General features: G+C 36.9%; 15 protein-coding genes. 7 read left to right on the plus strand and 8 right to left on the minus strand.

What is annotated here, in order from left to right:
• Positions 1–31: 31 nt before the first annotated feature.
• Both MHI40_RS02660 and MHI40_RS02665 read left to right on the plus strand, forming a co-directional pair.
• Positions 32–745 carry an AAA family ATPase gene (locus MHI40_RS02660; RefSeq protein WP_093535925.1) on the plus strand — a complete coding sequence of 238 codons (714 nt, stop codon included), beginning with the start codon at positions 32–34 and terminating at the stop codon, positions 743–745.
• A gap of 78 nt (positions 746–823) precedes the next feature.
• Positions 824–1,543, plus strand: coding sequence for a glycerophosphodiester phosphodiesterase (locus MHI40_RS02665; protein WP_340761406.1), 720 nt, complete (start codon positions 824–826; stop codon positions 1,541–1,543).
• Positions 1,544–2,054: 511 nt separating this feature from the next.
• Here MHI40_RS02665 and MHI40_RS02670 read toward each other — a convergent pair.
• The 4 genes from MHI40_RS02670 to MHI40_RS02685 are packed head-to-tail and all read right to left on the minus strand — an operon-like array spanning position 2,055 to position 5,832.
• A complete protein-coding gene (locus tag MHI40_RS02670; RefSeq protein WP_340761407.1) occupies positions 2,055–3,062 on the minus strand; it encodes a FecCD family ABC transporter permease in 1,008 nt (335 codons plus the stop codon).
• Positions 3,059–4,060, minus strand: a complete 1,002-nt coding sequence (locus MHI40_RS02675) for a FecCD family ABC transporter permease (protein WP_340761408.1) — start codon at positions 4,058–4,060, stop codon at positions 3,059–3,061. The genes MHI40_RS02670 and MHI40_RS02675 overlap by 4 nt, the downstream gene beginning before the upstream one ends.
• Before the next feature lie 55 nt (positions 4,061–4,115).
• Positions 4,116–5,036 carry an iron-hydroxamate ABC transporter substrate-binding protein gene (locus MHI40_RS02680; protein WP_340761409.1) on the minus strand — a complete coding sequence of 307 codons (921 nt, stop codon included), beginning with the start codon at positions 5,034–5,036 and terminating at the stop codon, positions 4,116–4,118.
• 4 nt (positions 5,037–5,040) lie between these two features.
• Positions 5,041–5,832, minus strand: coding sequence for an ABC transporter ATP-binding protein (locus MHI40_RS02685; RefSeq protein WP_340761410.1), 792 nt, complete (start codon positions 5,830–5,832; stop codon positions 5,041–5,043).
• Positions 5,833–5,958: 126 nt separating this feature from the next.
• On the opposite strand from MHI40_RS02685, the gene MHI40_RS02690 reads away from it, so the two are divergent.
• On the plus strand, positions 5,959–6,999 hold the full coding sequence (locus tag MHI40_RS02690; protein WP_093535915.1) for an NAD(P)/FAD-dependent oxidoreductase: 1,041 nt from the start codon (positions 5,959–5,961) through the stop codon (positions 6,997–6,999).
• 180 nt (positions 7,000–7,179) lie between these two features.
• On the opposite strand, the gene MHI40_RS02695 is transcribed toward MHI40_RS02690, so the two are convergent.
• Positions 7,180–8,202, minus strand: a complete 1,023-nt coding sequence (locus MHI40_RS02695) for a DUF2804 domain-containing protein (RefSeq protein WP_340761411.1) — start codon at positions 8,200–8,202, stop codon at positions 7,180–7,182.
• Between the two features lie 114 nt (positions 8,203–8,316).
• On the opposite strand from MHI40_RS02695, the gene MHI40_RS02700 reads away from it, so the two are divergent.
• On the plus strand, positions 8,317–8,805 hold the full coding sequence (locus MHI40_RS02700; RefSeq protein WP_340761412.1) for an amidase domain-containing protein: 489 nt from the start codon (positions 8,317–8,319) through the stop codon (positions 8,803–8,805).
• Between the two features lie 100 nt (positions 8,806–8,905).
• Here the strand turns inward: MHI40_RS02700 and MHI40_RS02705 are convergent, their stop codons facing one another.
• Both MHI40_RS02705 and MHI40_RS02710 read right to left on the minus strand, forming a co-directional pair.
• Entirely contained in the window at positions 8,906–9,754 is an 849-nt protein-coding gene (locus MHI40_RS02705; protein WP_175496209.1) for a DegV family protein, read from the minus strand.
• Between the two features lie 105 nt (positions 9,755–9,859).
• The gene (locus MHI40_RS02710) at positions 9,860–10,432 is read right to left on the minus strand and encodes a glycerol-3-phosphate acyltransferase (RefSeq protein ID WP_340761413.1); all 573 of its coding nucleotides are present in this window, start codon (positions 10,430–10,432) and stop codon (positions 9,860–9,862) included.
• Between the two features lie 50 nt (positions 10,433–10,482).
• Here MHI40_RS02710 and MHI40_RS02715 point away from each other — a divergent pair, with 50 nt between their 5' ends.
• Together MHI40_RS02715 and MHI40_RS02720 are read left to right on the plus strand one after the other, a co-directional pair.
• On the plus strand, positions 10,483–12,300 hold the full coding sequence (locus MHI40_RS02715; RefSeq protein WP_340761414.1) for a sensor domain-containing diguanylate cyclase: 1,818 nt from the start codon (positions 10,483–10,485) through the stop codon (positions 12,298–12,300).
• 61 nt (positions 12,301–12,361) lie between these two features.
• The gene (locus MHI40_RS02720; protein WP_340761415.1) at positions 12,362–12,937 is read left to right on the plus strand and encodes a nitroreductase family protein; all 576 of its coding nucleotides are present in this window, start codon (positions 12,362–12,364) and stop codon (positions 12,935–12,937) included.
• Positions 12,938–13,038: 101 nt separating this feature from the next.
• On the opposite strand, the gene MHI40_RS02725 is transcribed toward MHI40_RS02720, so the two are convergent.
• Complete coding sequence (locus MHI40_RS02725; protein ID WP_340761416.1) at positions 13,039–14,436, minus strand: dipeptidase; 1,398 nt, start codon at positions 14,434–14,436, stop codon at positions 13,039–13,041.
• A 173-nt stretch (positions 14,437–14,609) separates the two neighbouring features.
• On the opposite strand from MHI40_RS02725, the gene MHI40_RS02730 reads away from it, so the two are divergent.
• Complete coding sequence (locus MHI40_RS02730; RefSeq protein ID WP_340761417.1) at positions 14,610–15,881, plus strand: hemolysin family protein; 1,272 nt, start codon at positions 14,610–14,612, stop codon at positions 15,879–15,881.
• Positions 15,882–15,983 lie beyond the last annotated feature (102 nt).

The following is a 15,983-nucleotide window of genomic DNA, read 5'->3' on the forward strand; positions in this document are numbered from 1 at the left end:
TAACAAACTAATTATGGATTGAGGTGAAAGGATGTTTTTAAGAAGAATTGAACTCCAAAGAGATAATATTTCATCTTATAATCAGTATCCATTTTCTATACCATCTATCAAAAACTTAGATCAACTAGATTTACACAACAAAGTTACTTTTTTCGTAGGAGAAAATGGATCGGGAAAATCTACTTTGTTAGAAGCTATAGCAGATAAATGTGAATTCAATACGGCTGGAGGAGGAAGAAATAACTTTTACGAGGTAGATGCATCAGAATCATCACTTGGAGATTATATAAGGCTCTCCTGGCTTCCGAAAGTTACCAATGGCTTCTTTCTTCGTGCGGAGTCATTTTATAATTTTGCCACTCATATAGATACACTGGGAACTGGTCCTTACGGCGGAAAATCCTTACACCATCAATCTCATGGAGAGGCATTTTTCTCGCTTTTCTCTAATAGATTTAGAGGTAGAGGTATTTATTTGCTAGATGAGCCGGAAGCGGCTTTATCACCAGCACGTCAGCTAGCGTTTCTAAGAATTCTACATGACTTAGTACAAGAAGATGATAGCCAATTTATCATCGCCACACACTCACCTATTTTATTAGGTTACCCGGAAGCTGTTATTCTAAGTTTTGACAACGGGGAAATTACAGAAATAGAATATGAAGAAACGGACCATTTTCAACTGACGAAATACTTTTTACAAAATAGAGAAAAGTTTTTGAAAGACATTTTAGAAGAGGAATAAAAGCTGGTGATTTGTGCTTTCTTATACAAAAAACAAAGAGGTATAATAAAGTGAATATAGTACAAGGAGGTAGGCTCCATGAAAATTTATGCCCATCGAGGTTCTTCAGGTACGCATCCAGAAAACACAATCGCAGCTTTTAAAGCAGCTGCAAAACTACCAATACATGGTGTGGAATTCGATGTTCATATGACGAAAGACCATGAATTGGTTGTAATACATGATGAAACCATCAATCGTACATCCAATGGAACAGGGTTTATCAAAGATATGACATTAGCTGAATTAAAGAAATTTGACTTTGGTTCTTGGTACTCCCACGAATTTAAAAAAGAAACAATCCCCACGCTAAGAGAAGTGCTATATGTATTTAAAGATACACCTCATCATCTAAATATAGAGCTGAAATCTGACGTTTTTCCATATGAAGGTATGGAGCAGGCAGTGCTACAAATGTTAAAGGATTATCGATTAGAGGCTCGTGTCGTAATCTCCTCGTTCAACCATGAGATGGTTCGGAATGTTAAACAATTGGCTCCACCTATAGAAACGGCTGTACTCTTTATGGAAGTTATGATTGAACCGCACAAATATGCTGATGTAGTAGGAGCAGATGCCTTACATGCATTTTTCCCGACAGTTCTTAGGAAAATGGGAGCAGAAGCAATTGGAAGTGGTAAAAAAGTTCGTGTTTTTACAGTCAATGATGAAAAATATGCAGATTTGTTAAAGCGAATTGGGGTAGATGCTATTTTCACGGACTACCCAGAGAAAATGTGGAAATACCTTCAATCATAAGAAAATGGACTACGAAAAATATTCGTAGTCCATTCAATTTGACGACAAAGGTATTTTTATAAACGGTTATGAATAGTAATAAATGTTCCTAAGGATGTTTATTCATCCTATTAAAAGTAAGAATTGAATACTCTATTGGAACTGTTTATAAGGCAAGGTCCACCACGAAGACTCCAGTGGGGAAAGCTTGAGCTGAAGACCCCGCAGGAACGTAGTGACGAGGAGGCTGAAGCCAAGCCCACGGAAAGCAAAGTGGTGGGCCTTACCGAGTTTAATATTCAACTCTATACCCCTAAAATTGAGTTTGTCTACAGTCTGAATGGACTACGAGAAAAATTCGTAGTCCATTTTTTTGTATAATTATTTACTTGCGCGACAGTATTGTATACTCGCGTTCATCTGAAGATTACTTGTGGACTGGGAAATGCATCTATTTAAATTAATCTGCACTGCTACGTTCTAAAAACTTCTGAGCAAATGAGTTCCAATTGTAAAAGAGTAAACTAAATAATTACTTTCTCATCAATAAATACATAAAGTAAGGAGCCCCTATTAAAGCAACGACTACTCCGGCTGGTATACCATTTGGTTCGATAACATTGCGACCGATAGTATCAGCAAATAGCAAGAGCCAACCACCAATGAGGATAGAAATAGGGATGAATAATTGATGACGTGGTCCAACTAATGATTTGGCAATATGAGGGGCCATTAAGCCTACAAAAGCAATTCCTCCAGTTACAGACACTGCAGATGCTGCAAGAGCCACAGCGGCTAATAAAAGGGTAATACGCTCCTTCTCAATTGCAACACCTACGCCAATTGCTACAGGTTCATTTAAGTTGAGTAAGTTTAGTTTATTTGCCTTATATAACGTAAACGGAATAAGTACGATTAGCCAAGGTAAAAGTGCCAAAATAAATGGCCAATCCGCACCCCAAATATTCCCTGCCATCCAATTAGCAATGAAGTCTACTTTTTGACGATCAGCTGAAGAGATAAAGACAATCATTAAGCCTGAAAGAGCCATAGAGAATCCAACACCAACTAAAATTAATCGAACTGGCTGTAGCCCTGTTCCTCGGTTATACGAAAGGATATATATAAAAATTGCAGTAATCAAAGCGCCAACAAATGCCACTAAAGGTAGTAAGTATACAAAAGAACCAGATTGAATCGGTATGAATAAGAAGAAAATTGAAACTGCCACTCCGGCTCCGGAGTTAATCCCAATAATACCGGGATCTGCTAAATCATTACGTGTAATGCTTTGTAAAATAGCACCAGATAGCGCTAAAGCCATTCCAGCAAGGATTGTAATGATAATTCTTGGTAAGCGAACAGAGAACAAAACAAATTCCTCTTTAAATGTGCCTTGCCCTAAAAAAGTTGGTAATAGACGATTAAAGGTTAGGGTAGAATAACCAATACCTGCACTTATAAAAACAGTAATAACGATCAACGATAGTAAAACAATAAAAAGTATACGTTGTTTTTTAACTTGCTGACGATGAATCATTGAAAAATACGCCCTCCTTTACGAACGATCACTAAAAAGAAAGGTAATCCCATAATAGCTATAATGGCAGCGACTGGTGTCTCATACGGAATATTTATAGTTCGTCCAATTGTATCAGCAATAAGCATTAGGAATGCTCCTGCTATAACGGACATAGGAATAATTAGACGGTAGTCTGTTCCAACTATTGATCGAACAATATGAGGGACCATTAAACCAACAAAAGCCATATTTCCTACAAGTGCTACAGAGGCTCCGGCAAGTAGAATAACAACTATAAATAAAATTGTTTTCGTTTGAGTAGTTTTTTGCCCAAGTCCGACTGCTACTTCTTCATTTAAACTTAAAATAGTTAACTGTCTAGATAGTAAAAGTGCTACAACGATTCCCATAGCGATAAAGGGAGTAATCATCTGGAGCTGACTCCAGGAAGTTCCTATTAATCCACCCGCTGTCCACATAGAGACATCTTTCGAAATCTTAAAATAGATTCCCACTCCGTCGGCAACAGCATACAAAAACGCGGATACTGCTGCACCAGCTAGAACTATTCGGAGAGGGGAAAAGCCACCTTTTTTCGTTGCCCCAATACCAAATACCATCACTGCACCAACTGCAGCTCCTATAAAACATGCAATAGTGATACCAAAGTAATTTATCCCAGGAATTAGTGCAAGGCTAATAGCGAGGGCTGCGTTCGCACCCGATGTCAATCCTAATAATCCAGGATCGGCGAGGGGATTGCGCGTTATACCTTGCATAATAGCACCTGACACCGCTAAAGCAGCACCAACCAACATTGCTGCAACTTCTCTAGGGAGTCTTAGCTCTCTTAATATATTGATAGAATCGCTTTTGACACCAGTAAAAATTGATTGCCATACATCTTGTAAGGATGTCGAAGCTGCGCCAAAAACCATTGAAACACAGAACATTCCTACCAATAAAATAAGCCCAATAACAAACTTTAAACTAAAATGAATAGAGGTTTTCATCATGTTATCCTTTCTACAAAAATAGTGGAGGAATCCCAATAGAATTCCTCCACTATTATTACTTATTGTTTAAGAAACTTTCTTTAAAGAACTCCAATTGATAGTCTAATGATATAGGATCATTAAAGTAAAATTCTTCTGCATTTGCTTCAAATAGTTGGCCGTTTTTAACAGCAGGAATATTTTTAAAAACATCTGTTTCTTGGAAAGAGTTATCTTGATCTGCGACTTTACTTAAAATCACATAGTCTCCCGAATATTCAGGGAGAACTTCTAAAGATAACGCATAATATCCAGCCTCTAAAGCCATTTCTTTTACTTTGTCAGGCATTTTTAGACCCATTGCTTGATAAAGAACTTCTGTTCCGCGACCCCAATTATCGCCGAAGACATATAATTGTTTGTCAAAGTTTTCGAAAACTGAAACAGTAGCATTTTCTCCAATTACTGCTTTAATTTCTTCTCCAGCTACTGCCGAACGTTCTTTGAAATCATCAATCCATGTTTGTGCTTCTTGTTCTTTATTCAGTAGTTTTCCTATTTCTAAATGCTGCGTCAAATAATCTACTTTTCCATAAGTGAATGTGACTGTCGGTGCAATTTCTTTAATTTTATCTAAGTTTTGAGTAGTAGAGGATCCGATGATTAAATCTGGGTCTAATTCAATAATTTTTTCTAAGTTTTCTTCCGATACTTCCTCCACATCTGCTAGGTATGCATCGTATCCAGGATTAGATTTTGACCATGAATCAACTCCCACTAAATTTACATCTAGTGCAGCTACGTTTCCTGCATAAGTTGAAAGAACGACAACTCGTTTAGGATCTGCTGGAACTTCTACCGGTCCAGTTTCAGATTCATATGTAATGGTAGTAGGTTCATCTTTCGTTTCATTTGCTGGTGTATCAGTGGTTTCACTGTTGCAAGCACCTAAGATAAGTACTAGTAAGATTGTAATCGGCAATATTAGCTTTTTCATCTGTCTATTCCCCTTTTAGTAAATCATATGTAATACACATTGGTTTGCCCGTACGTGGATCTATTCCGATTTCGGCATCTATATTAAAGACACCACGTAACACTTCTTTTGTGATAACTTCTTCACAAGGACCAGCTTTCACAATTTGTCCGTCCTTTAAAGCCACGATATAGTCTGCAAAACGTGCAGCTTGGTTTAAATCATGTAATACCATTACAATGGTGCGTTTTTCCTCTTGATTTAGACGCTGCAGAAGTTCAAGAACTTCCAATTGATGCGCCATATCTAGGTAAGTGGTAGGCTCATCAAGAAAAATAATCTCCGTCTCTTGTGCAAGAGCCATCGCTATCCATACGCGTTGACGTTGACCGCCAGAAAGAGAATCAACTGGTAAATACTTAAAAGTACTTGTGTTTGTAACTTTCATTGCCCAATCTATTACTTCATAATCCTTTTGAGAAAGCCGACCAAAACCTGTTTGATATGGGAAGCGTCCGTAAGAAACTAATTCACCTACTGTTAGACCGCTAGCGCTTTCTGGAGTCTGAGGTAAAATTGCCATCTTTTTGGCAAGAACTTTCGTGTTTTCTTTGGATACATTTTTACCATCTAATACGACCGTACCAGACTGATGAGAAATGATACGTGTAATAGCTTTAAGCAGGGTGGACTTCCCGCATCCGTTAGGTCCAATTATTGTAGTTATTTTCTGATTTGGAATTTGTACAGTTAAATCTTTTACGATCAGTTGCTCACCGTAGCCAATGGATAAATCGTCCGTATATAAACGAACCATTTTAAATACCTCCAAACTAATTCTTGCTAAATTTACTGATAACGATTATCATTATCATATTAGCAACTATATTTAATTATTCAACTTATGTCAACAAATAATTTTTAGGGGTAGGAGACTAAAAAAATGCATAATGTATTTGATGTGACGGTTATTGGTGGAGGTCCAGCGGGGTTGTATTCTGCTTTTTATAGTGGTTTAAGAGAAATGAAAGTGAAAATTATAGAGTTCCAACCTCAATTAGGTGGAAAGTTGCATGTGTATCCGGAGAAAATGATTTGGGACGTAGGTGGCCAGACTCCAATTTCCGGTGAACGATTAATCGAACAATTAGTTCAACAAGGACTAACGTTCGACCCAGAAGTTGTAGTGAATGAGAAAGTAGAGTCCATTACTCGCCGAGAAGACGGTATTTTTGTTTTGCACGCCGCTTCAGGAGTGGAACATTTTTCGAAAACTATTATCATTGCAGTAGGAAGTGGGATTTTGAAGCCTACCAAACTAGAAATTGAAGGGGCGGAGCGGTTCGAGGTCAGCAACTTAAACTACACAGTCAAATCAATTCAACGTTTTAAAGATAAGACAGTCATTATCTCAGGTGGAGGAAACGCAGCAATTGATTGGGCAAATGAATTGGAGCCTATTGCCAAAAAAGTATATGTGACTTATCGTAAAGATTCGTTAAATGGTCATGAAGCACAGGTAACTCAGTTGCTAGAAAGCTCTGTAACCTGCTTTTTCAATACGAAGATTACTAAGCTATTCGCTAATGCAAATCATGACATGATAGAACGAGTTGCAGTTCTTAACAATGAGACAGGCGAGGTTATTCAAGTAGAAGTCGATGAGGTTATTATTAATCATGGCTATGATCAGGATGCAGAACTTCTGAAAAAGAGTAAAATATCCATTGATATTGCAGATGATTTCTATGTGAAAGGTACTAGTAGAGGGGAATCATCTGTTGCTGGGATTTATGCAGCAGGGGATATCATCCAATATCCAGGCAAAGTAAATCTAATAGCCGGGACATTCCAAGATGCAGCTAATGCAGTGAATCAGGCAAAGCAATATATCCAACCAGATGCTAACAAATTTGCAATGGTCTCCTCACACAATGAAGTATTTAAAGAACGAAATAAAAAGTTAGTGAAGCAACTCGTATAACATGGGTGCATAAGGTTCTCCTACCTAAAAAAGTTGTCTCTAAGTAACCAATACTTACTGGAGACAACTTTTTTTATGCAGAAAACGTACCAGGGAAAATCTTACAATTCCAACTAGCAAAGGTGTACTAAAGGAAAAAGAGGATCGTGACATTAGTCGCGATCCTCTTTTTCTTGCCACTCACCATTTAGCTTGATGTTCTTCGATGCATCCGAGTAATTGTTTTACTTCAAGAGTTGGTCCATTTTCTAATTGAATTCTACCATTGAAATAACCCATCATTTGATTTACCTCGGAGTATATAAATTTCATATCCGTTTTAGCAATCCGGTGGAAAAAGGGAGTGAATGTCATATTCACATCTTCAGAGAATTTTGTATGGACTTTCCATGGTTTCATAAAGTCTTTTGTATCGTATGTAAAAAGTAAGTCTTCATGAATTTTGGTCATTTTACCATCTATGAAAATCGCGTTTTCCGTCATACCTGTACCATCTGTCCATTTGGCTCCAAAATTTAAACCAATTCTTTTGGAGCCAACTCGTTGAGAAGCAAATCCCCAGTTCCAAATAGCAGCTCTTGGCCAAACTCCTCTACCATAGTCAAGAACAGCAAAATTGTCCTCTGGCTGGAATGTGAAGCGGGAATCTCCAATCTTTACAAAACCGGTCGTCGGTAGAGTATGGTGCTTCCCAGTAAATTGAAATTGTTGCCGATTCCAAGGAATAACAACATTTAACGAATCATCTTCAATTGGATGAGATATATGTAAATCTGCATGTAATAAGTCTCCATCAAAATCAGGAATTGTTACGGTCATATGCGTCTCGTTTTGTATATACATTAGTTGGATAGACATTTCTTTGGAATGAAGTTGAATACTTTCTAATATATTTGTTGGCATTTTTAGTTTATTTCCCAGGGGAATCGTAACTGTCTTTTCAACATAACGTTGTGTTTCATAATTAAGGAAATAGACAAAGCAAACTGCTGCGTAATCTAGGTGACTAATCGTCGCAGAAAAAAGAATATCGTCCCCAAAAACACACCAATAATTCCATTTCTTCTTGCGCATATAATGACCTTTCAAGTTGCTTTCAATTAGAGGCTTCTTTGCATATCCAATTGCCTTGGGGTTCAAATTACCTTTTTTATCGCAAAGTAGAGTGGGCTCTGAAATTTCTTTTTCTGCATGCTGTTTCACGGACCATCTTCCTTTCTAAAAGTAATTTGTCGAAAAAATTAATTAGTTCATTTATTCCATACTAGCATATATTTCCTGTTTAATCATATAAACAAAATAGAGGGAGGATGAAAATTGGCGACATACAATCGTGAGGCTGCAGTAGCCTATGCACAGAAATGGTGGAACAGTAATAATCCAAGGTTTCCAATGTTCGATGTGGACTGCACTAATTATATTTCACAATGCCTGTTTGCAGGAGGGGCTCCAATGAGAGGGCAACCCAACAGGGAGAGAGGGTGGTGGTTGAGCAGTGAAACATGGAGTTTGAGTTGGAGCACTCCGCATTCATTGCGTTGGTACTTAGCAGGCTCTACAAAGGGTTTGCAAGCAACACAAGTAAATTCGCCTGATCAGTTACTCCCAGGGGATCTTATTTTTTATGATTTCCAAGGCGATGGCAGATATGATCACTCGACCATAGTAACAAGTGTTCAAAATGGTGTTCCTTACGTTAATGCCCATACAAATAATAGCCGCAATAGATACTGGAGCTACGAGGATTCTTATGCACATACACCGAGGACGAAGTATATATTTTTCCATATAAAAGATAAGTTTTAATGGGAAAACTTTCGGTAAAAATAATATAATAATTGTCAAAAGACTTCCGAAAAATAGATATTCGGAAGTCTTTTAATATGAGCTATATCTTGTTTAGTTCCTACAAATACCATAGTAACGCAACTGTATCCTCTCCAGCATGTACTGCTAGGGATGTACTAATCTCGCCAATTGTAAACTGTAAATGTGGTGCTTGTTGTAAAATGGCTTCTTTTAAATCATTTGCTTGCTGCTCGGCATTCGCGTGCATTATATATACATGTTGTAAACCATCATTTACCGAGGCTTCAACTGCCTTATTGATGAGATACTGGATTGCTTTTTTATGAGAACGTACCTTATCTAATTCCTTAAGCTCTCCTTGTGGAGTAATTTGAATAACAGGTTTTATTTTAAGGAGGCTTCCTAAATAGAATTGTACACTACTTAGCCTTCCACCTTTATATAGTTGAGTTAAATTTCCTATTAGAATATAGTTGCGAAACTTCGATACCATTCCTCTTAATGCTGCTGCAATTTCCTGGTATGATTGACCTGCTTCTTGTAATTGCAGACCTCTTTCAACTAATCCTGTAATCCCAGCAGATAAGGAAAGGGAGTCAATAAATTCAACTTGAACTTGTGCGATACCAGCTCCACTAATAGAGGAAGAAAGTGTTCCGCTAAGACTTTTAGAGACATGAATTGCTATGATAGAATTATATTCTTTCCCTAATTTTTCATACAACAGAGCAAATTCACCTGCGGAAGGTTGAGAAGTTTTAATAGACGCTGTTCCATTTCGTATACGATCGTATAGTTGTTCGTGTGTAAGATCTACACCATCTACAAACTGCTCTAATCCAAAATGAATATTGATAGGGATTACGTATACATCGGGGTGGTCTTTTAGTGTGTTGCTCAAGTACGCACTACTATCGATTAACCACGCGATTTTATTCATAGTCATTTTGAACATCCTATCTTGTTTAGTATTTAAATAATAGTAATTATATCATACGAATACATATTTTATAATTGTATAATCAAGGAAAATACTATGAAAGTAATAGTATTATGCTTTCTTATTCCACCATCTTTCCTCCCAAGATTCTACAATGTCGAAGCGGTGACGAATGAGAATAATGATAATGGCAATAGAAACCGGCCAAAGAAAATAAAATGCAGGAATTATCCATATTAAAATAGCATATGCACTAAATGCAACAGTCATACTAAGGGTTGCACTTCTGAATAGCAGTATTAAAGCGAGAAAACAAAGGACTAACATCCCAAACAATTGTGGTTGTATAATCATGGAGACACCGATGAACGTGGCAATCCCTTTACCCCCACGCCCTTTTAACCAAAAAGGGAATAGATGTCCTAAAATTACTGCTAGGCCGCCAGCGGCTATATATTCCAGTGGATACTGAAGATAAAAACCGATATAAATAACAAGGACACCTTTTAAAAAGTCACCCAAGAAGGTAAGAAGAAATGCAGATTTACCAAGCACAGCACCCGCATTTCTTGCGCCAAGATTTCCACTTCTTTGTTTACTTAAATCGACTTTTTTCCATTTGCCAATCCACCATGCTGAAAGAAAATTACCGACTGTATAACTTAATAACCAATATAAGAGCATATTGTCACCTCAATATATATTCTATTTGTTAGTAAAGGGGGGAATACTTTTTGAAGCTTAAATTATATTTGTTATGTATTCCGTTATTATTTTTACTTGCATCTTGTACGAACTCCGAAAATAATTTACCTAAAGCAAAAGATGGAGTTCTAGTTTTATCTAACGATAATTTCTCAGCTAACAACAAAATACCTCTCAATGGAGAATGGGAGTTTTTTTGGGAAGAGTTACTGAATGAAAGCGAAATAAAAGAACGTACGAAAAAAATGAATCCACCTAACATAAATGTACCATCTTACTGGGAGGATTCGGTTTATACAGCACATGGTTATGGCACATATTATTTGAAAGTGATTTTACCAATAGACAAAGTAGGGAATACTTTAGCGATTACTACCGTCAATCAGGGAACCTCTTATACGCTCACGGTAGATGGAGAGCGAATAGCATCTAATGGGTATGTTGGAAATAGTAAAGAAACAAGTATTCCGGAATATTCCGATCGTTTAGTTTATTTTACACCAAGGGATAGGGAAATAAATATCGTATTACATGTTTCTAATTTTACACACAAATTTGGTGGAGCATTTAACCCAGTTTATATAGGGACACCTGAGAAAGTAATGTATACTCACAATATTCAACTGGCAACCTCCATGTTTATAATTGGAGGTATTCTAATAATGGGCGTTTATGAAATATTTATTTACTTGTTCAGAAGAAAGGAGAAGGTCTTCCTTTATTTCGGGTTGATTAATATTGTGATCGCCATATACTCGCTCTTTAAAATGCCATACTATTACAACAAGATATTTACAGATGTTCCATGGATCTGGGGACATCGTATAGAGATAATTTCAATTTATTTATTGTTTTTACTTTACTTACTGTTAGGAAAGTCCATGTATCCAAAAGAAATGAAGAAGACGCCAGTACTAATTGGCGTAATTATTTCGTTAGTATGCATAGTTCTCACTTTAGTGTCGCAGCCAAGTTTTTATAGTTCTTTATTAGAATATGTTTTTATCATTTTGGGAATATATATGATTTATAATCTATATGTTGTTCTACTAGCCTATAGGAGGAAGCGACCAACTGCACTCGTTAATTTAATAGCAATCATGGTATTCTTTGCAGCAGTTGTAAATGATGTATTCGCATCATTGAACTTTATCGAATCTCTTCCGTTTGTGACTATTGGATTCTTTTTTTATGTATTAATACAGTCGATCAATTTAAGTCGTGAATTTGCGCTAAAATTAAATGAAGCGGAGGACCTTTCTTTTGATTTGAAAAAATTGAACTTATCATTAGATGAAAAGATAAAAGACAGAACGGAAGAGCTCTATCAAAAAAATGAAGAACTAGAGCGATTGACTTTACTAGATGGTTTGACTGGTATATATAATCGGAGGTACTTTGAAGAACATTTGACTATCTATTTCGAGGAAGCACGATTGTCTACCAAGCTATTAGCTGTTTTAATGATTGATGTGGATAACTTTAAATTGTATAACGATCAAAAAGGACATGTTGCAGGGGACCATTTGTTGATTAATCTTGCTCAACTTTTGAACGATCTCTGTATACCAAATAGTTTTGTTGCTAGATACGGAGGGGAGGAGTTTTCTATTGTTCTAATGGATTACTCTGTTCAAGAGATCATCCAGTTTGCAGAAAATGTTCGTCTGGCAGTGGAGGAACAAAAGTATGAGCAAAGTTCTAACTCGACTTATATCACAATTAGTATTGGGGTATCCTCTACAGAAAATCATTCGTTTGTTCATAAAGAAGAGCTTATAAAAAGAGCAGATCAGGCTTTATACGCTTCTAAGTCAAACGGAAAAAATCAAGTCACTTTCTTATAAATGATTAAATTGGTATGATGGAGAAAATAACTATTAGTGAAAAGGGAGAATGGAATAGTAAATGGTGCAATCACTGACAGTACGAGATGCGATAATTCAAAGAAGATCTATAAAATTATTTAATGGACAGCCTGTAGATAGAGAAATGTTGTTATCTATTTTAGATGATGCTGTTTGGGCGCCCAACCATCAATTGAGACAGCCATGGAGATTTATCGTGGCATGTGGGAAAGAATTAGAAGATTTATATACTGTACTTAAGGAATTTGCAATTCCAAAATGGAATGAGCTTTCTGAAGAAGACTTAGAAAAGCAAATGAAGAAATTTACTACTCCTGGAGGTTACGTCTTTGTTGTAGTTCCTGAGGATGCTCGTCAAAAAGAACGTTTAGAGGATTATGCAGCAGCAAGCATGCTTGTACAAAACATCCAATTACTAGCTTGGGATCAAGGTATTGGATCTTGTTGGAAAACGCCCGGATATTTAGATAATCCATTGTTCCGAAAAACACTTGGAATTCAACCTGGGGAACGTATTATTAGTATGCTACAAGTCGGATACTTTGATGAAATGCCAAAACCAAGAGATCGCAAGGGCGTGGAAGACCTAGTAACGATATTTGAAAAAAAAGAATAACTAAAAGTAAAGCGGGTGAGAGGCATAGGTCTCTCACGCGCTTTTTTTAGATATTTAGTGCATAAAAAAACACATGGATTAGAAAACCCATGTGTTCATAGTTATTTTTTTAAATCTTCTTTTGAAAGCTCAGCTAACTCGAAATAATAATCACCAATTACGCGAAGCCCTTGGTCGAAATTTTCTAAATGGAAATGCTCGTTAGGTGCATGGAAGTTTTCTGAAGATAATCCGAAGCCCATTAATACGACTGGAAGTCCAAGAATTTCATCAAATGCAGCTACAATAGGAATAGATCCTCCGCCACGAGTATATGCTGTAGGAACGTTATACACTTTTTCATAACTACGCCCAGCAGCTTGAATAGCAGGGTGGTCGAAAGGAGTGATGAACGGCTTACCTTTATCGAATTCTGTAAGGGTAACAGCAACTCCAACTGGCTTGTTTTTTTCAATATGTGCTCTTAATTTAGCAACAATTTCATCTGGATCTTGATCAGGCACTAGGCGGCAAGTTATTTTTGCCCCAGCTTCACTTGGAAGAACTGTTTTAATACCTTCACCCGAGAAACCTCCGAAGACACCGTTAATCTCTAAAGTAGGTCGTGCCCACACTCGTTCTAAATGAGTGAAGCCTTTTTCACCGAATAATTCATCGACACCAACTTCGGCCTTCAAATCATCTTCATTGAAGCCAAGGGAAGCATAAGCTTCTCTTTCTTCATCAGCTAAAGGACGAACATTGTCATAGAAACCTTCTACTTCAATCGTTCCTTCTGCATCACGGAAAGATTCCAAGATAGAAACTAGTGCGTGGATGGAGTTTTGAACACCGCCACCATAGAGACCAGAGTGAAGATCGCCTTTTGCACCTTTGACATCAATTTGAACGCCACATAACCCACGTAACCCGTAGCACACTGCTGGTTGACCAGGACCTTGCATACCCGTATCAGATATGACAATAACGTCTGCTGAAAGTTTTGCTTTATTATTTTCAATATATTCTTCAAGATTAGGGCTACCAACCTCTTCTTCACCTTCTATTAAAAACTTAACATTTACTGGTAAGGATTTATTTGTTTGAAGAAGTGCTTCAATAGCTTTTACATGCATAAATACTTGTCCTTTATCATCACTTGACCCACGAGCATATAATTTATTGTCTCTCACTTGTGGTTCAAATGGTTCGCTATCCCATAAGTGAAGTGGATCTACTGGTTGAACATCATAATGTCCGTATATAAGCATAGTAGGTTTACCTTCTGCATGTAACCAATCAGCATAGACGACGGGATGGCCACTAGTTTTATCGACTACCACATTGTCTAAACCTGCTTTAGTTAGAGAATCTGCAAGCCACTCAGCACCTTTTTGCATATCAGCTTTATGTTCAGATAAAGAAGAAATACTTGGAATACGTAAAAATTGTTTCAGTTCTTCTAAATGTTCTTCTCTTTTCTCTGTGAAATAATGGTCTAATGTAGTTAGTTGACTCATTACAATCCCTCTTTTCAAAAAGTTTCGTGAATAGAAATAGTATAGCATAATTTATCATTATACTCGGTATAATTAGTCATGATCGATATTAGTTTTGTGACAACTAAAATCACAATATGATATAGTAGTAAGAAACATATGAACGTATTTAATACTCACAGGAGGCAACAATTTTGTACATAGAATTTGTACTTTTTGCTATTTCAATACTTGTATCGCTTTTTCTATCAGGTAGTGAAACGGCGTTAATGACAGTTAATAGGACGAAGGTCCAGCTAAGAGCAGAACAAGGAGACAAAGAATCGGAGAAACTACTTGCACTGCTATCAAAGCCGGACCGTATGATCATTACTATCTTAGTAGGGAATACAATAGCCAATATAAGTATGGCTGTCATTTTAATATTAATCGCAGAACACTTTGCATGGCATATTGGCTGGTCAATCGCGATATTAACCGTCTTTATTATTTTATTTTGTGAAGTACTTCCTAAAACAATTGCCGCAACATTTTCGGATCGGGTTGTATATGTGGTGTCACCACTGATACGTTTCCTTGTTATCCTTTTGCGTCCAATTACCGCGTTTATAGCTGAAATAACGAATCTATTTATTCGCATTGGTTCAAAAGGAGCAATAACAGAGACGACAATTACGAAAGAAGAGTTACTATCGATGGTTGATCTTGCTTCAACCGACGGAACTTTTGAAGACGACGAATCAGAACGTATTAAAGGAATGCTGGATTTTCCGAATAAGGACGTTTCTGATGTTTTATCTACTCATAGAACAGAAGTAGTTGGTATTCCTATGGAAGCTACATATGAAGATGTTCGAGATACCATCTTGGAGCATCATTATACTAGGTATCCTGTGTATGACGATAGCTTGGATACTATTGTTGGTATGTTTTACTCGAAAAAGTTTATCGAATGGTCTATGGATACTTCTGTAGGGATTGATACATTTATCGATAAAGATCCATTATTTGTCGTACAAACTTTAAGTGTGGAGAAAGTATTTAAATTGATGCTGACTCGCAAAAAACATATGGCTGTTGTTTTAGATGAATATGGCGGAACACTTGGTATCGTCACGCATGAAGATTTAATAGAAGAAATGATAGGGCAAGAAATTGAAGATGAAACAGATAATGACGAAGAAATTCTTGTGCATGAGATGACAGAAAGCCGTTTAGTCTGTGCAGGTAGAATGGAAATTGAAGAAGTCAATTCGCTATTCAACATTTCAATTGTGAATGAAAACGAAACGATAGGTGGCTTTGTCTTAGATCAGTTAGGCCATGTGCCAGAAGAGAATGAACAATTCGCCTATGAAAATCTAATGGTCGAGATCAATGAAATGGATCGTAGTCGCATAGTTAAATTGACTATTACAAAAAGAGAAGAAGTAACTGAACCGGAGACCGAAAAACAAGAGGATTAATCGCCTCTTGTTTTTTTGCGTTAAATAGCAAAGGTATTTTTTTTATGAAAAAGAGGACTTACCCTATTGAAAAGCGAATAGCTTTATTATATAGGGGGCGAT

Origin of the sequence: Psychrobacillus sp. FSL H8-0510 (assembly GCF_038008345.1) — a bacterium.
GTDB lineage: Bacteria > Bacillota > Bacilli > Bacillales_A > Planococcaceae > Psychrobacillus > Psychrobacillus psychrotolerans.